Raw genomic sequence first — 14,290 nt, forward strand, 5'->3', positions numbered from 1 at the left:
GGGCATCATCCACCGTGACATGCGGCCGGATGGTCGGGCTGCCCGTGCGAGGAGGGACACTTCCATGGGGGAGAAGGTCGTTGCGGGTTCGGTCGATCCGACGGACCGGCGGCGCTACCGGGACAAGCACCGTGAGTGTCTCGAGGGGCTCCAGAGGCTGCTGGACGAGAAGCGGTTCGACCGGCCCAAGAATCTCATGGGTCTGGAGATCGAGCTGAATCTCGCCGGGCCCGACGGCATGCCGAGAATGATGAATGCGGAAGTACTGGAGAGGATCGCGAGCCGCGATTTCCAGACGGAACTCGCGATGTTCAATCTCGAAGTGAATATCGCGCCCCACCGGCTCGGTGGCCGGGTGCTCGACCAGCTGGCGGAGGAGCTGCGGACCGGCCTCGGATATGCGCACCGCAAAGCCAACGAGGTCGCCGCGGGAATCGTGATGATCGGCATTCTGCCGACGCTGGGCGCGGAGGACCTGGTGTCCGCGAACCTCTCGGACGTCGACCGCTACACCCTGCTCAACGACCAGATCGTCGCCGCGCGGGGCGAGGAGTTCGCCCTCGACATCGACGGTGTGGAGCGGCTGACCTGCACCTCGGCCTCGATCGCCCCGGAGGCGGCGTGCACCTCGGTGCAGCTGCACCTCCAGGTCACGCCGGGGCGTTTCGCCGACGTGTGGAACGCGGCGCAGGCCGTCGCCGGGGTGCAGATCGCACTCGGTGCCAATTCGCCGTTCCTGTTCGGGCGCGAGCTGTGGCGGGAGTCGCGGCCACCCCTGTTCCAGCAGTCGACGGACACCCGGCCGCCGGAACTCGTCGCGCAGGGGGTGCGCCCGCGGACCTGGTTCGGGGAGCGGTGGATCGATTCGGCGTACGACCTGTTCGAGGAGAACCTGCGGTACTTCCCGCCGCTGCTGCCGCTCATCGACGACGAACAGCCGCTGGAGGTCGTCGAGAAGGGCGGGACGCCGAGCCTCGCCGAACTCGTGCTGCACAACGGCACCGTGTACCGGTGGAACCGGCCGGTGTACGGGGTCGCCGACGGGGTGCCGCACCTGCGGGTGGAGAACCGGGTGCTGCCGGCCGGTCCCACCGTCACCGACGTCATCGCCAACGCGGCCTTCTACTACGGCGTCGTACGGGCGCTGGCCGAGGACGCGCGGCCCGTGTGGTCGCGGCTCCCCTTCGAGGCGGCGTCCCGCAACTTCGACACCGCCTGCCGGTACGGGATCGAGGCCCGGCTGGAGTGGCCGCGCCGGGGCCGGTTCGGCGGCACCGAGGAGATCCCGGCCGTGACGCTCGTACGGGACGAACTGCTGCCCCTCGCCGCGGCCGGGCTCGACGCCTGGGGGGTCGAACCCGCCGACCGGGACTTCTACCTCGGGGTCATCGAGGAGCGCTGCGTCCGGCGGACCAACGGGGCGCAGTGGCAGGCCGCGACCTACCACCGCGCCCTGGAGAGCGGGCTGGACCGGGACGCGGCGCTCGCGGCGACCACCCGCCGGTACGCCGAGCTGATGCACATCGGCGATCCGGTCCACACCTGGCCCGTGGGGCTGCCCGAGCCCGCCGTGCCGCTGCGGTGATCAGTTGGTCCGCGCCCCCGCCTCCATGATGGCCTTGAGGATGACCTGCTGGATGTCGGCGGGGTCGCGGACCTGGTGGCCCGAGCCGCCGGTGGCCTCGGCGATCTGCTCGATCTCGTCCTTGTCGGTGTGGGGGCCGACGGCGATCGCGATGAGGGGCACCGGCCGCTCCGCGTCGGTCAGCGACTGCAACTGCTGGAGCAGGCTGCTGCGGGAGATCGAGCCCGGGTCCTCGTTCACGCCGTCGGTCACCACGACCACGGCGTTGAACTTGCCCTTCTTGTACGTCGCCTTCGCGTCCTTGTAGGCGGCGAGCGTCGTGTCGTACAGACCCGTCGCGCCGTCGGGGACCGGCTGGAGCGCGGCGAACGCGGCGGACAGGCGCTCGCGCTGGGTGCCGGAGCCGCTGCGGTCGCCGAGGCGGGCGGTCGGCACGAGCTTCTTGAAGTCGCGGTCGCCGTCGAGCTTGGTCGCGAACTCCCACAGGCCGATGTCGTCCTCGTCGGTGAAGGAGGTGGACAGGGCCGCCAGCATCGACGCCTTGGTCACCTCCATCCGGGACTCGTCGCGGCCCGGCGCCGGGTTCGCCATCGAGCCGGAGGCGTCCACGACCACCAGGACGCGGGCGCTCTGCACCGTGATCGTCCACATGCCGAGGGTCTGTTCCAGCTGCTCGTCCGTCGCCGGTTCGCCGGCGGCCTCGGCGTACGGCTGCGGCGCGCGTCCGCCGGCGCCCTCGGCGACGGACTTCACGGCCGTGTCGTCCTCGCTGCGGAACCCGTACCTGCTCAGGATCCGGTGTCCCTCGGTGGTGTTGAGCAGCGTCATGAAGCGGACCGCGGCGCGGCTCTCCTCGGTGCTCAGCGAGGCCTCGTCGACCAGGGTGAAGGGGTAGGTCAGCGCCGGCGAGCCGTCCTTGGGGTAGAAGAGGTCGAGGTCCGCGGAGTCGTCCGCCTCGGCGTTGTGCGCGAAGGCGGCCTGCTCGGAGAGGACCAGCGCCTCGTTGCGCTTGGGGTTGCCGCTCTCGGTGCCGGAGTCGTCGCGGGCGACCGTGTCCATCAGCTGCCCGTCGCTGTCGGATGTGCGATGGGAGAGGATCTTCGCCATGGCGGCGGCCTGGGTGCCGTCGTCGCCGGACTCGGCCGAGGCCGCCGCGAGCTTGGTGAGGGCGAGCAGTCCCGTGGCGCTGCGCGCCGGATCGGCGGCGCCCAGCCGGAGCTTGTTCTCCTGGAACGCGGCGCCCGCCAGCTCCGTCCAGCTGTACTTCTTGGCGGGGAAGCCGAAGGTCTTGGCGGCCGCGGGGACCATGCCCACGCCGATCGGTGACGTGGCGACCGTGCCGGTCGTCGACACGCTCGTCGCCTTGTCGTTCTGCTCGACGCGCTTGACCCACAGCTCCGCGTCCGGCACCCAGGCCTGGAAGTCCTCCCCGCCCCCGCCGGAGCGCAGGCCGTCGGCGACCTTGTACGAGTCGCGGGCCGAGACGGCCACGTCGAGGCAGGCGCCGTCCGAGGTCACCTCCTCGTCCTTGGCGTGGGTGGCCGCGGCGCGCAGCGCCGGGGCGATGTCGGGGGAGGCGGCCACGCTGAGACGGACCGTCTTTCCACAGGAGCCGCCGAGGTGGATCAGGTCGCCGCGGAGGGCCACGGCCGTGCCCGCCGCGACGACGAGGACCAGGGCCGTCGCGATCGCCACCGTCCGGCCGCGTGCTCGCGGCCGGCGGTCGGCCGTGGCCGTCCCGTGTTCGTCGGGCATGCTGCTGTGACGTCCCATGACGTTGGAGCCCCTCCCTGAGCCGTGAAGGCAGTTGCGATATAAGCGGTGAAGCAAGAGAGGGGAGCGGTTCGCCGGACTGCGGCGCCCCGTCCCCCTCGGCCTGTCGCGCGCGATCTTCGTACCTGCATTCGAGACCCTAGCGGGGCGGCGTGAGGCATGAGGCGGGAATACACAACTGAAGGCAGGTGTACAGGTGGAGGCAGGGTCAGTGGCCGGATCTTTTCCCGGCGAGCGGCTTTCACAGCGATTCCTACGGGACGAGACGCTGCTCGTTCTGGGGCTTTCGCTCGGTGCGAGTGGCGTGTCCGCGCTGATCAGCTTTGTCGGATCGGTCACCAAACCGGGGGGTCTGAAGGATCAGGCGGCGACCCTCAACGCTTCGGCGGCTCCCGGGCGACCATGGCTGGATCTGGCGTGGCAGTTGTTCGGGATCGCCAGCGCGCTCGTGCCCGTCGCGCTCGTCGCGCATCTGCTGCTGAGGGAGGGCGGGAGTCTGCGCACGCTCGGCTTCGACCGTACGCGGCCGGGGTTCGACGCGGTGCGCGGCGCCGCGATCGCCGCCGTGATCGGCAGTTGCGGGATCGCCTTCTATCTGGCGGCGCGCGGGCTCGGGTTCAACCTCACGGTGGTGCCGGAGGCGCTGCCCGACGTGTGGTGGAAGTATCCGGTGCTGATCCTCTCGGCGGCGCAGAACGCCGTGCTGGAGGAGGTCATCGTGGTCGGCTATCTGCTGCGCAGGCTCGGGCAGTTGGGCTGGACGCCGGGCACGGCCCTCGTCGCGTCGTCCGTCCTGCGCGGCTCGTACCACCTGTACCAGGGTATCGGCGGCTTCTTCGGCAACCTGGCGATGGGCGTCGTCTTCGCCTGTCTGTACCGGCGCTGGGGCCGGGTCGGGCCGCTGGTCGTGGCCCACACCCTGCTGGACGTCGGCGCGTTCGTCGGATACGCGCTGCTGGCGGGGAAGGTGGGCTGGCTGCCCACGGCCTGAGCGCCACCGGGCTTCGGTGGCGCCCAGAGGCCGGTCAGCGGCCCGCGTCGCCGACGGCCGTCTGCGCCAGGCGGCGGCGGACCGCGGCGAGTTCCGCCGCGATGGCGGCGGTGCGTTCCGTGTCGCAGTGGACCGACGCCTCGTGCTGGACGCCCTCGGTGACGCGCCGGTGGCGCAGGTGGGTGGGGGGATGCGTGGAGTCGGCGGCGTGGCCGCGCCGGACGCCGACGCGGCGCAGACGCTCGTACTCGACCTCCGGGACGAGCGCGACGCACGCGGCGACGCGCTCCCACAGGTGCTCCTCCGCCTCGCGGCGGGCGGCGGAGCCGCTGGAGCGGGACGCGACGATCGCCTCGCGGCGCCGCGCGTTGTCGGCGGACGGGGTGACGAGGAGCCGGTCCAGCAGGCCGGCCGCCGCCGCGCTGGAGCCGACGCGCGCCGCGGTCCCGTCGGCCAGGTACTCGGCGCGCTGGGACGCCCGCAGCGTCAGCCGGTCGAGACCGCTCAGCAGCCCGCGCGCGATCCAGCGCGGCGGGGCCATGACGACGTTCGCGAACCACTGGGCGAGACCGGGAGCGCTGCCGGGGGCGAGGAAGTAGAGCCACAGGGCGAGGGTGTCGAGGGCGCGTGCGACGACCGCCGTGTGCCGGAGGTCGCCGTGGGCGAAGTGGCCGAGCTCGTGCCCCAGGAGCGCCACGCGTTCCTGGGGGGTGAGGATCTCCCAGAGGGTGAGCCCGAGGTGGAGGAGGCGGCGGTGCCGGATGCCGTAGGTGGTGACGTGCGCGCCGGCGTCGGGGCCGAGCACGATCACGTCGACGCCCGTGGTGCCCGCCGCGGCGGCGATCTCGTCGATCAGCGCGAAGAGGCGGGGCGCGTCGGGGCGCCGCAGGACCGGGGCGTCGGCCGGCAGCCTGCCGAATCGGGGCCGCAGGGTGCAGCCGAGCACCAGCAGCAGCGCGCCGATGACGGGCAGGGCGCCGTGTCCCCAGCCGAGCACGAGCAGGAGCAGTCCCGCCACGGCCAGGCCTGCGCTGACGGTGTGGACGGCGAGCGCGACCACCACGGCGAGCACGCCGGACGGGTCCCGGCGCGCGGGTTCGTCCATCGCGGCGAACAGCCGTTCGCCGTAACGCCGTGCCAGCCGGCGGCGCAGTGCCTCGGCGCGTCCGGGGACGGGGTCGGGGGCGCCGGGGTCGACGTTCCAGTCGCAGGCGGCGCACCACGCGACGTACTGCTCGTCGGCGGGCAGCGCCGCGTCGCAGTCGGGGCATCTCTGGCCCCGCCCGGTCTCCGTGCTCCGAACCGTCATGGTCTCTCCCCACCCCTGGGCGCGCGGGCGCCGTCGTCGACGCGTCCGGCTCCCCTGCCGGGCACGTGAGTGCTCCCGGAGCGGGTTCCGGAGCGACGACGCTCGCGGCCCGGCTCCGGAGTCAGCGCCGAGGATACGACAGGGCACCGGCCGGGGGATCATGGATTTCGGTGCGATGGCGGGGTGATGGGGCGTGGAGAGGGGTGGGGGCAGGGGAGGGGAGGAGGGTAGGGACGACTTGGGACGGCTCGGGAAGGTTCAGGGGCGGGTGTTGAGGTCGCCGTCGATCACCGTCACGGCGGTACCGGTGAGCAGGGTGCGCCCGCCCCGCACCGCGACCCGGACCAGGCCGGTGCGGGCCGACGCCTGGAGGCCCGTGAGGTCGGTGCGGCCGAGGCGCTCGGCCCAGAACGGGGCGAGGGCCGTGTGGGCGCTGCCGGTCACCGGGTCCTCGGCCACGCCGACGTTCGGGAAGAAGCACCGGGACACGAAGTCGTAACCCCGTGCCGGGTCCTCGGCGGGCGCGGTGGCGATGATGCCGCGCGCGGAGTGGAGGCCGAGCGCCCTGAGGTCCGGGGCGAGGTCCAGGACCGTGCGCTCGTCGGGGAGTTCGACCAGCAGGTCGCCGACCGAGGGGCCGGTGTCGCGCACGGACAGCGGCCGGGCGCCGAGCGCCTGCGCGAGACCGTCGGGCACCGGCTCCTCGGTGAGCGGCGCGGTCGGGAAGTCCAGGGTGAGGGAGCCGTCCTCGTTCGGGGTGGCCACGAGGATCCCGCTGCGGGTGGCGAACCGGACCGGGCCGTGCGTCGTCCCCGTGGAGCGGAGCACGTGGGCGGTCGCGAGGGTCGCGTGCCCGCACATGGCCACCTCTGTCGTGGGCGTGAACCAGCGCAGGGCCCAGTCCGCGTCGCCGCCCGCGGGCAGCGGGTGCGCGAAGGCCGTCTCGGCGTGGTTCACCTCCGCCGCGACGCTCTGCATCCAGGCGTCGTCGGGAAAGGCGTCGAGGAGCAGGACACCGGCGGGGTTGCCGGCGAAGGGGCGGGAGCTGAAGGCGTCCACGATTCGAATCCGCATGTCAGTGACGGTAGGCGATGGCGGGGGCCTTGGCCGGGGGCGTGGGCGTGGGCGTGGTGGGGGCTGGGGCCGTGGGGGTGGCCGGGTGGTGACCTGTCGTACGTGATCTGGTGCCTCGGACGCGGGATGACGTGGGATGTCGGCGAAGGTCGGCCGACTGACCCCGAGTGGGTTCATCCGTGCGCTGTCGGGTGTCAGTGGCAGGCGGCAGACTGCGCGCATGGACGATGCCCTTGGATCTGATCGCGGCGACCGTACTCGCAGCGACCGTACTAGCGGCGATCGTGCTCGCGGCGACCGTGCTGCGCCGGTCTGGGTCCGCTCCATGGGCGGGCCGTTGATCGTGGTGCCCGAATCCTGCGTCGGTGCGTGGGACGGGTGCACGGAGGACGGATCCGTGCTGGGTGAGGAGGCTGGCCGCGATGACTACGACCGAGCTTGCGAGGTCGATGACTTGGCTGGCGTGATCGCCGTGCGCGGGAAGGGCGCCACCGCGCTGGTCCTGGCCGATGAACCCGCCACGACGTGCTTCCTGCCGGAGGAACTGCTCTTCGTGCGCTGGCTGGCAGCGGATGCGGAGGAAGAACTGTTCGCCGGGGTGGACGCGGTCGTGGCCGACCCGGACACCCCGTGGGAGGACAGCGGCCTGTGGGTCGTCGACGGCCCGGCGGTGCTGATGGACTCGGCCGTGGCCGGCGCGGATCTCGGCGTGGAGTATCCCGGGGGCGGCCGCCCGGAACAGGCTCCCGTACGGCTTCCGGCAGGCCGGTGGAGGGTCCGCGCCGTCCACACGAAGACCGAGTTCGCGTGGGTCGGCGTGGTGCGGCTCGTCGCCGAGGACGGCTCGGTCCGCAGACCTCCTACGACCAGTGCTGTTCGAACTCGCTCCGGCTGATCTCTTCTTTCACGAGCACCGGGTCGAAGAGGTCCACGATCGGTGGGTTGAACGGCCAATCGTCCGGGCCGCTGCGCACGGCGGTGCCGTCCTCAGCCAGCTCCCCCTGCGCACGCTGGGCGTCACGCTCGGCGCGCGGACCCTCCAGCCCAGGAGGCATGAGCGGACCCTCGATGTCGACTTCCTCCAGGCCCGCGTCCCGCGACCGGGCCACAGCGTCCGGGGCGGTGACGACCTCGACCCACGCGAACGTTTCGAGCACCTCCCGCTCGGAACGCGCGCGGACCCACCATCATGAACCGCCCATCCCGTAGTCGTGCAGCACGCAGATCAACTGCGTCAGAGCCCCTGGAGCGTGGCTGGATCATCACTGCTGCATCTCATGTTCCACATCTACGGTCTGGTGCCGCGTAGTCCCGTCTGGCCGCAACCGTCACATGGAGAAACTCATGCGATTAAGATCCGTTTTCGGAGCATTCGCCCTGGGAGTGGTACTGACCGCCGCGGGCACGCAGGGCGCACTGGCGGATCCTCCGTCAAACCCGTACCCGCCGGAGGCCACGGTGGTCTTGCCGGGATCGTCTTCCATGCAGAGCATCAGCTGTACCTTCAACGCCATCAAGCCCAACCACAGCGGCTCGAAGATGACGGGCGTCGGCGGCATCAAGACGTGTTCGGGCGGGCCTGTGGCCTGCTCCAGCGAGGCCGATCTTGAGTTCTACAACAACTTCTCCAACATGTGGATGACAGCTGCCACATCGCGCCAGCACAATTGCGCGCCGCCAGCGCGCACCTCGACCTCGACAGCCACCTGTGTGAGCCACTCCGGTGACCCGAAAGTGAGCTGGCGCACCTCCACAGTCGGCTCCTTCGTCGCCAGCGACGGCCGGGTAGGAACGGGCGCCGTGAACAGCTCCCTTCTGTCCATAGGCTGCTCATAGCGGAAGAATGGAGGGCTTGCAGTCGAAGAGAGGACGACGTGAGCTTGGATCACAGGCTGCTCTGGCATCAGTGCGTGCACTTCGGGCGCGTTCTGTTGCCCATGGCGGACCGGCAGGAGTTTGGGCGGGCCCGCCGTCACGACACGTTGAGGGCCTGGGACATCCAGATCACCGAGGGCGAGTACCTCCTGGAGGTCTTTGCCGCTCTGGCGGCCCAGGTTGCTGCGGTTGAAGTCGCCTCGTCCGCTGCGTCCGTTGCCAAGCTCGCTTCCCTGCCCCTGAGTGCCGTGGCAGATGTGGCCACGGGGAAACAGGAATTCGAACTGCTCGTTGGGGTCCCCGATGCTCCTGTCGACGCTCGCGACGAGCAAGGACTTGCTCTCTTGCGCCTGTATGCCTACTCCGGCGGGAAGTACAGCCGCCAGCTGTTCCGGCTGAGCAGGGAACTGCGCAGCATCCTGCTGGACCTTGCCACCCACGAGCAGCGACCGGCGCGCACGTGCGGAGATCTTCTCCGCCAAGCGGCCGAGGACGACCTACACCCGTGAGCAGGTCCGGCCGAAGGCGGGGGAGGGCGGTCCCATGTTCATCCGGCGTCTTGCGCAGGCCAACCACCTCCCACCCCTCTACCTGCGGAGGTTCCTCAACGAACCGCCTGGCCCCCGGGGTAAACCGTCGTGGGCCGGCCTCGCCGCAATCACGGGTCGACGGCAAACCACGGCGTCCTGCCGGATCTGCGAGAAGCCGATGAAGATTCAGATCGGACAACGCCACCGGCTCTGTTCATCGGCATGCCGCCGCACCGCCTACCTTCAACGCCAGCGTGATGGAGATGCTGCCACGACCCCGCTCCGATGACGGCCGGAGCGTTCAGGAGACCCGTCTCTGCATGGCCTGTGAGAAGCCCCTGCCTCCAGGCGCATACGCCCACCGTCGGACGTGCTCAGCCACCTGCCGGCTGCAGGCAAGCCGCTGGAGTCGCATTGCCTCACCGGCAAAGTTCACCCAGCCACTGGCGGATCGGTGCGAGTTCTGTCACGAGCCGTTCCCGAAAAGCAGGCCCAGTACCGGTATGCGTCGCTGGTGCTTTAGGCGATGCAGGCAACGAGCCCACCGAGGACTCGACCCGGCTCCCTACAGAATCCGGACCTGTGGGCACTGCCAGGAGCTCATCGAGCGAAACGAGCTCGGCACAGCACCTCAATGGTGCTCAAGGAGTTGCCGGGAGAAGGCCAAGCGCCGCCGCAGGGCCACTGCCGCCGGTAGTTAGTCCGACGAAGCTGATTCATCAGGCGATGCACGGAGCGGCTCGGATCAGGGGTCCCCGCGGGTGGGGTGGAGAACAGCCTCGGCGATTTCGCGAACGCGATCCAGCGTGATGCCGTTGCGTTGTTCGACGGCGAGGGGATGGTCGGTGGGCTCCAGCTCGATGAAGGGACGCTGACCGACAGGACGTATGTGGACGTGCGTCTTCAGGTTGATGGTGCTCGGCGAGTACGGCGAGAGTTCGGTGGACAACCACCCGAAGTACGGACTCTCGGCCTCGCGTCCGGGTGTCTCCCACATGTCTGCCGCGCGGGAGAAGTTCTCCCTGCTCAGGGACGCCCAGACGGCCCATGAGAACACATCGTCACTGCCTATGACTGGTATCTCGACCAGCCCCTTAACGACATAGTGCTCAGCCTTGATCACGCACTGGTCGGAGGAGAGCAGGCTGTCGTCTGTGTCGGTGAAGCTGGGGTCCCCGTAGTAGGGAGCCGTGGCCGAGTAGTTCATCGACAGCGAGTGCGACGCACCTCGCTGTCAGGCCCCGCCTGAGTCTGCAGAGAGATCGGGGGAAAGTGCGTCACCACCGTCACCCCAACAGGGATCCGCAGGACAAGGTGTCAGTACGGGCCTGAGACTGCGTCACCTGGAGCCCCTCGCCAGAGCAGATTCGCTGAGACGAACGGTCGAGACGGCATGGTCACTGAGACGAAGTCGGATCCGAACACCTTCGTTGAGACCTTCGCAACCTTCGCTAAGACAGGTCAGTCGTGCAGCACGAGGATCGGGCCCTGTTGCCAAACGAACTGTTCCGATATATCGTTGAGGCATCGCGATCGGTCAATGATCGCGGTCATCGAAACCCACGATCAGTTTGCGAAAGGACTGATTCCCATGCGTACCCACGGACACGACCACGGACATGGACATTTTGGACCCGGTCACCACGAAGGTCGGCCCGGATTCGAGGAGCGGCGGGCGTTCGGACCCTTCGGGCCCGGCTTCGGACCCGGCCCCGGCGGCCCCTGGGGCGGTCGAGGCGGGCGCGGTGGCGGCCCGCGCGGCAGGGCCCGGCGCGGCGACGTGCGCGCCTCGATCCTGGCGCTGCTCAAGGACCGCTCGATGCACGGCTACGAGATGATCCAGGAGATCGCCGAGCGCAGCGGCGGCGCGTGGAAGCCGAGCCCCGGCTCGGTCTACCCGACGCTCCAGCTGCTGGAGGACGAGGGCCTGATCGCCAGCGCCAGTGAGGGTGGCAAGAAGCTGTTCTCGCTCACCGACGCGGGCGCCACCGCCGCCGAGGAGGGCCCCGAGGCCCCCTGGGAGGAGGCCGGCCGCGGCGTCGACTGGGAGGCCATGAACGAGATCCGGCAGGCCGGCTTCGGTCTGATGGAGGCGTTCGGCCAGGTCTGGAAGACCGGCAGCAAGGGCCAGCGCGAGCAGGCCGTCGGCGTCATCAACGAAGCACGCAAGAAGCTGTACCTGATCCTCGCCAACGAGGACTGAGCCCGGTGCGGGCCCAGGCCGAGGCCGGGGGCAGACAGCTGAAGAGGCGTCCCGTACAAGAAGTGCGGGGCGCCTCTTCGTGTGCGTGTGCGGGGACGCCCGGAGTCACGCCACCAGGCCGGCCAGCTTGCGCAGCGACTCGTTGAGCGCCGCGGTCGCCGAGTCCTTCAGCTTGCCCGCCATCAGCGAGACGGCCGCACCCGTGAACTCGCCGTCGACCCGGACCGCCGTCGCCGCACCGTCCGCGGTCAGCGTGTAGCGCGTGCCGACGTTCACGCCCATCGGGCCCTTGCCCCTGATCGCCAGGGTGCGGGCGTCCGCCAGGTCCTCGACGGTCCAGGTGACCTCCGCCGGGAAGCCCATCAGCTTCATGTTCTCCTCGAACCGGCCGCCCACCTCCAGGTGCGTCGGGGGGCCCTTGGGGAAGCTGGTGTGGGTGGCGTTCCACTCCCCGTACACGGAGAAGTCGGTGAGCGTGGCCCAGACCTTCTCGGCCGGTGCCTCGATGCGTGCTTCCGCGCTGACTTCGGCCATGCGGCCACCCCTTTGACGAGTAGTGAGCCATGATGCGTCGTCGCGGAACGTAGCCGGGCGGCGTCGAACATTCAATACTGATGAACCGTCAGAACCGCGTGATCCGTGCGCTCAGTCCAGGAGCTGGATCTCCGCCGCGTCGAAGACGTCGTACGCGCGTGGATGCGGGCCCTCGTCGTGGCAGTGCCAGGCGTCCCAGAACAGATCCGCGGGCAGCGCGTCGGCCGGGGCGTACACCCGGTACACGTAGAGCCAGCCGTCCGTCGCGGGCAGCGCCACGAGCCAGCACCTGCTCTCCATGACTGTGACGGACGAGGAGCGCGGGGGGCGCGGTTGCGTGCGCGGCGCGGTGCGCAGGGGCGCGCGCCCCTGAGGGGCGGACCCGCGGACGTCCTCCGCGGACGTCATCCGCAAGGAGGAGACGCCACCCGTCCGTGCCCACCTTGCGTCGGACGCGAAGATGCTCCCCTCCGGGGATGCTCGCGTGCATCGCGCCTGATGGGGTGGGGTACGTGCAAAGTTCTTCCCCGTCCGGCGCCGACGCGTGCGGCCACCTCGTGCCCGATCCCGACGACGCCCCGCTCAGTGACGAGCTGGCCCTGGTCGTCGCGGGGGCCCGGCGGCGCGCGGTCCGGGACGGGGACCGGCAGGTCGACTCCGCGCATCTGCTGCACTCCCTCCTGGAGGCCGACCCCGACGTGCGCGCCGCCTTCGCCGACGGCGAGCAGGTCGTACGGCTGCTCGGCTATCTCGTCCAGCGCAGCATCGGTTACGGGCTCCAGTGGCAGGGCGCCCTGGAGGACTCCGGCGCCGTGCCCGTGGTCCGCGGCGGCGCCCCGGGATGGTCGCCGGTCGCGGCCGCCGCGATGGAGGCGGGCACCCGGCGGGCCGCGGAGCGCGGTGACGAGCGGGCGCGCGGGGTCGATGTCCTGGCGGCGCTCGCGACGGTGGAGGAGTCGCGGGCCGTCGAGGTGCTCGGCCGGGCCGGCGTGGACGTCGACGGGCTGCGGCGGCGCCTGAGCTGAGTCGGCGGGTGGCGGGAGCCGGCCGGTGGGGCGGGCGTCGGGGGACGGGGCGCGCCGGTGGTCGAGCCGCGCTGCCGGGTGGTGTGGTGGGCCGGCGGGTGGTGTGAGTCGGCGTGGTTTTCACTGGTATGCGGCGCTGTCGACGGCTGTTGGGTCATCTCCGACGGTATCTACGGGCATCTAAAGGCATCTACGGGTATCTACGGGTATCGGCGGATGCCAGTGTCCGGGCCGTGAGACAGGCGTCATCCGGGGTGACGGTCATGACGGGTCCTGTCATGATGTGCCGATGCACGGGTCACAGGGATCTCAGGGCTCCGCGACGGCGCGGGGGAGTGCGGCACCGGGGAGCGGGGCGGCAGCCGGGCGGGGCTTCGGGCTCGGGCTCGCGCTGGTCTCCGCGCTCGCCTTCGGCGGTTCGGGCGTCGCCGCGAAGCCGCTGATCGAGGCGGGGCTCGACTCGCTCCACGTGGTGTGGCTGCGGGTCGCCGGGGCCGCGCTCGTGATGCTGCCCGTCGCCTGGCGGCACCGCGCGCTGGTCCGCGAACGGCCGCTGCTGCTGGCCGGGTTCGGCCTGCTCGCCGTCGCCGGGGTCCAGGCGTGCTACTTCGCCGCGATCTCCCGCATCCCGGTCGGGGTCGCCCTGCTGGTCGAGTACCTGGCGCCCGCGCTGGTGCTCGGCTGGGTGCGGTTCGTGCAGCGCAAGCCCGTGACGCGGGCCGCGGCGCTCGGCGTGGTCCTCGCCGTCGGCGGTCTGGCCTGCGTCGTCGAGGTGTGGTCGGGGCTCAGCTTCGACGTACTCGGGCTGCTGCTCGCGCTGGGCGCCGCCTGCTGCCAGGTCGGCTACTTCGTCCTGTCCGACCAGGGCAGCGACGCCGACGAGCGCGGGCGAGGCGTCCCCGATCCGCTCGGTGTGATCGCGTACGGGCTGCTGCTCGGCGCGGTGCTGCTCACCGTCGTCGCCCGGCCCTGGGGCATGGACTGGTCGGTCCTCGCGGGCAGCGCCGACATGGACGGCACCGCCGTGCCCGCCTGGCTGCTGCTGTGCTGGATCGTGCTGCTCGCCACCGTCGTCGCGTACGTCACCGGCGTGGTCTCGGTGCGGCGGCTCTCGCCCCAGGTGGCGGGGGTGGTGGCCTGCCTGGAGGCGGTCGTCGCGACCGTCCTCGCCTGGATCCTGCTCGGCGAGCACCTGTCACCGCCGCAACTGGTCGGCGGGGCCGTGGTGCTGGTCGGGGCGTTCATCGCCCAGTCGTCGAAGACGGCCGCGCCGCCCGCCGCCGTCGAGCCCGACACCGTGCTGTCCCCGGAGAAGAGCTCCGTCTGACCCGTGCCGGCCCCGGCGGCACCGCACACGGCGCAGTGCAGTCGCTCGCCGGGTGCGGCAGGGC

Annotated in this window: 15 protein-coding genes; 8 read left to right on the plus strand and 7 right to left on the minus strand. The window is 70.9% G+C overall.

Annotation, left to right across the window (positions count from 1 at the left end; all coding sequences use genetic code 11):
- The first annotated feature begins 64 nt into the window (after positions 1–64).
- Positions 65–1,585, plus strand: coding sequence for a glutamate-cysteine ligase family protein (locus tag ACIP5K_RS23485; RefSeq protein WP_401412324.1), 1,521 nt, complete (start codon positions 65–67; stop codon positions 1,583–1,585).
- On the opposite strand, the gene ACIP5K_RS23490 is transcribed toward ACIP5K_RS23485, so the two are convergent.
- Positions 1,586–3,358: a substrate-binding domain-containing protein gene (locus ACIP5K_RS23490; protein WP_401412326.1), complete on the minus strand. Its 1,773-nt coding sequence runs from the start codon at positions 3,356–3,358 to the stop codon at positions 1,586–1,588.
- A gap of 178 nt (positions 3,359–3,536) precedes the next feature.
- On the opposite strand from ACIP5K_RS23490, the gene ACIP5K_RS23495 reads away from it, so the two are divergent.
- Positions 3,537–4,349 (plus strand): CPBP family intramembrane glutamic endopeptidase, encoded by an 813-nt coding sequence (locus ACIP5K_RS23495; protein WP_401412762.1) that lies wholly within the window; start codon positions 3,537–3,539, stop codon positions 4,347–4,349.
- 34 nt (positions 4,350–4,383) lie between these two features.
- Here the strand turns inward: ACIP5K_RS23495 and ACIP5K_RS23500 are convergent, their stop codons facing one another.
- Both ACIP5K_RS23500 and ACIP5K_RS23505 read right to left on the minus strand, forming a co-directional pair.
- Positions 4,384–5,658 (minus strand): M48 family metallopeptidase, encoded by a 1,275-nt coding sequence (locus ACIP5K_RS23500; protein WP_401412328.1) that lies wholly within the window; start codon positions 5,656–5,658, stop codon positions 4,384–4,386.
- Between the two features lie 258 nt (positions 5,659–5,916).
- A complete protein-coding gene (locus tag ACIP5K_RS23505) occupies positions 5,917–6,732 on the minus strand; it encodes a PhzF family phenazine biosynthesis protein (protein WP_401412330.1) in 816 nt (271 codons plus the stop codon).
- Between the two features lie 325 nt (positions 6,733–7,057).
- Between ACIP5K_RS23505 and ACIP5K_RS23510 the strand changes: the two genes are divergently transcribed.
- On the plus strand, positions 7,058–7,627 hold the full coding sequence (locus ACIP5K_RS23510) for an Imm21 family immunity protein (protein ID WP_401412764.1): 570 nt from the start codon (positions 7,058–7,060) through the stop codon (positions 7,625–7,627).
- Here ACIP5K_RS23510 and ACIP5K_RS23515 read toward each other — a convergent pair.
- Positions 7,593–7,889, minus strand: coding sequence for a hypothetical protein (locus ACIP5K_RS23515; RefSeq protein WP_401412332.1), 297 nt, complete (start codon positions 7,887–7,889; stop codon positions 7,593–7,595). The genes ACIP5K_RS23510 and ACIP5K_RS23515 overlap by 35 nt on opposite strands.
- 325 nt (positions 7,890–8,214) lie before the next feature.
- Here ACIP5K_RS23515 and ACIP5K_RS23520 point away from each other — a divergent pair, with 325 nt between their 5' ends.
- Complete coding sequence (locus ACIP5K_RS23520; protein WP_401412333.1) at positions 8,215–8,568, plus strand: hypothetical protein; 354 nt, start codon at positions 8,215–8,217, stop codon at positions 8,566–8,568.
- 38 nt (positions 8,569–8,606) lie between these two features.
- Positions 8,607–9,116 (plus strand): hypothetical protein, encoded by a 510-nt coding sequence (locus tag ACIP5K_RS23525; RefSeq protein WP_401412335.1) that lies wholly within the window; start codon positions 8,607–8,609, stop codon positions 9,114–9,116.
- 766 nt (positions 9,117–9,882) lie between these two features.
- Here ACIP5K_RS23525 and ACIP5K_RS23530 read toward each other — a convergent pair.
- Entirely contained in the window at positions 9,883–10,344 is a 462-nt protein-coding gene (locus tag ACIP5K_RS23530) for a DUF2199 domain-containing protein (protein ID WP_401412337.1), read from the minus strand.
- Between the two features lie 384 nt (positions 10,345–10,728).
- Here ACIP5K_RS23530 and ACIP5K_RS23535 point away from each other — a divergent pair, with 384 nt between their 5' ends.
- Positions 10,729–11,340, plus strand: coding sequence for a PadR family transcriptional regulator (locus tag ACIP5K_RS23535; RefSeq protein WP_401412766.1), 612 nt, complete (start codon positions 10,729–10,731; stop codon positions 11,338–11,340).
- A 105-nt stretch (positions 11,341–11,445) separates the two neighbouring features.
- Here the strand turns inward: ACIP5K_RS23535 and ACIP5K_RS23540 are convergent, their stop codons facing one another.
- Together ACIP5K_RS23540 and ACIP5K_RS23545 are read right to left on the minus strand one after the other, a co-directional pair.
- Positions 11,446–11,874, minus strand: a complete 429-nt coding sequence (locus ACIP5K_RS23540) for an SRPBCC family protein (RefSeq protein WP_401412339.1) — start codon at positions 11,872–11,874, stop codon at positions 11,446–11,448.
- 111 nt (positions 11,875–11,985) lie between these two features.
- On the minus strand, positions 11,986–12,174 hold the full coding sequence (locus ACIP5K_RS23545; protein WP_401412341.1) for a hypothetical protein: 189 nt from the start codon (positions 12,172–12,174) through the stop codon (positions 11,986–11,988).
- A 212-nt stretch (positions 12,175–12,386) separates the two neighbouring features.
- Between ACIP5K_RS23545 and ACIP5K_RS23550 the strand changes: the two genes are divergently transcribed.
- The gene (locus tag ACIP5K_RS23550) at positions 12,387–12,899 is read left to right on the plus strand and encodes a Clp protease N-terminal domain-containing protein (RefSeq protein WP_401412343.1); all 513 of its coding nucleotides are present in this window, start codon (positions 12,387–12,389) and stop codon (positions 12,897–12,899) included.
- A gap of 283 nt (positions 12,900–13,182) precedes the next feature.
- Positions 13,183–14,226: an EamA family transporter gene (locus tag ACIP5K_RS23555; protein ID WP_401412345.1), complete on the plus strand. Its 1,044-nt coding sequence runs from the start codon at positions 13,183–13,185 to the stop codon at positions 14,224–14,226.
- Positions 14,227–14,290: the final 64 nt, after the last annotated feature.

It is taken from the genome of Streptomyces sp. NPDC088785 (assembly GCF_044750685.1).
Classification (GTDB): domain Bacteria; phylum Actinomycetota; class Actinomycetes; order Streptomycetales; family Streptomycetaceae; genus Streptomyces.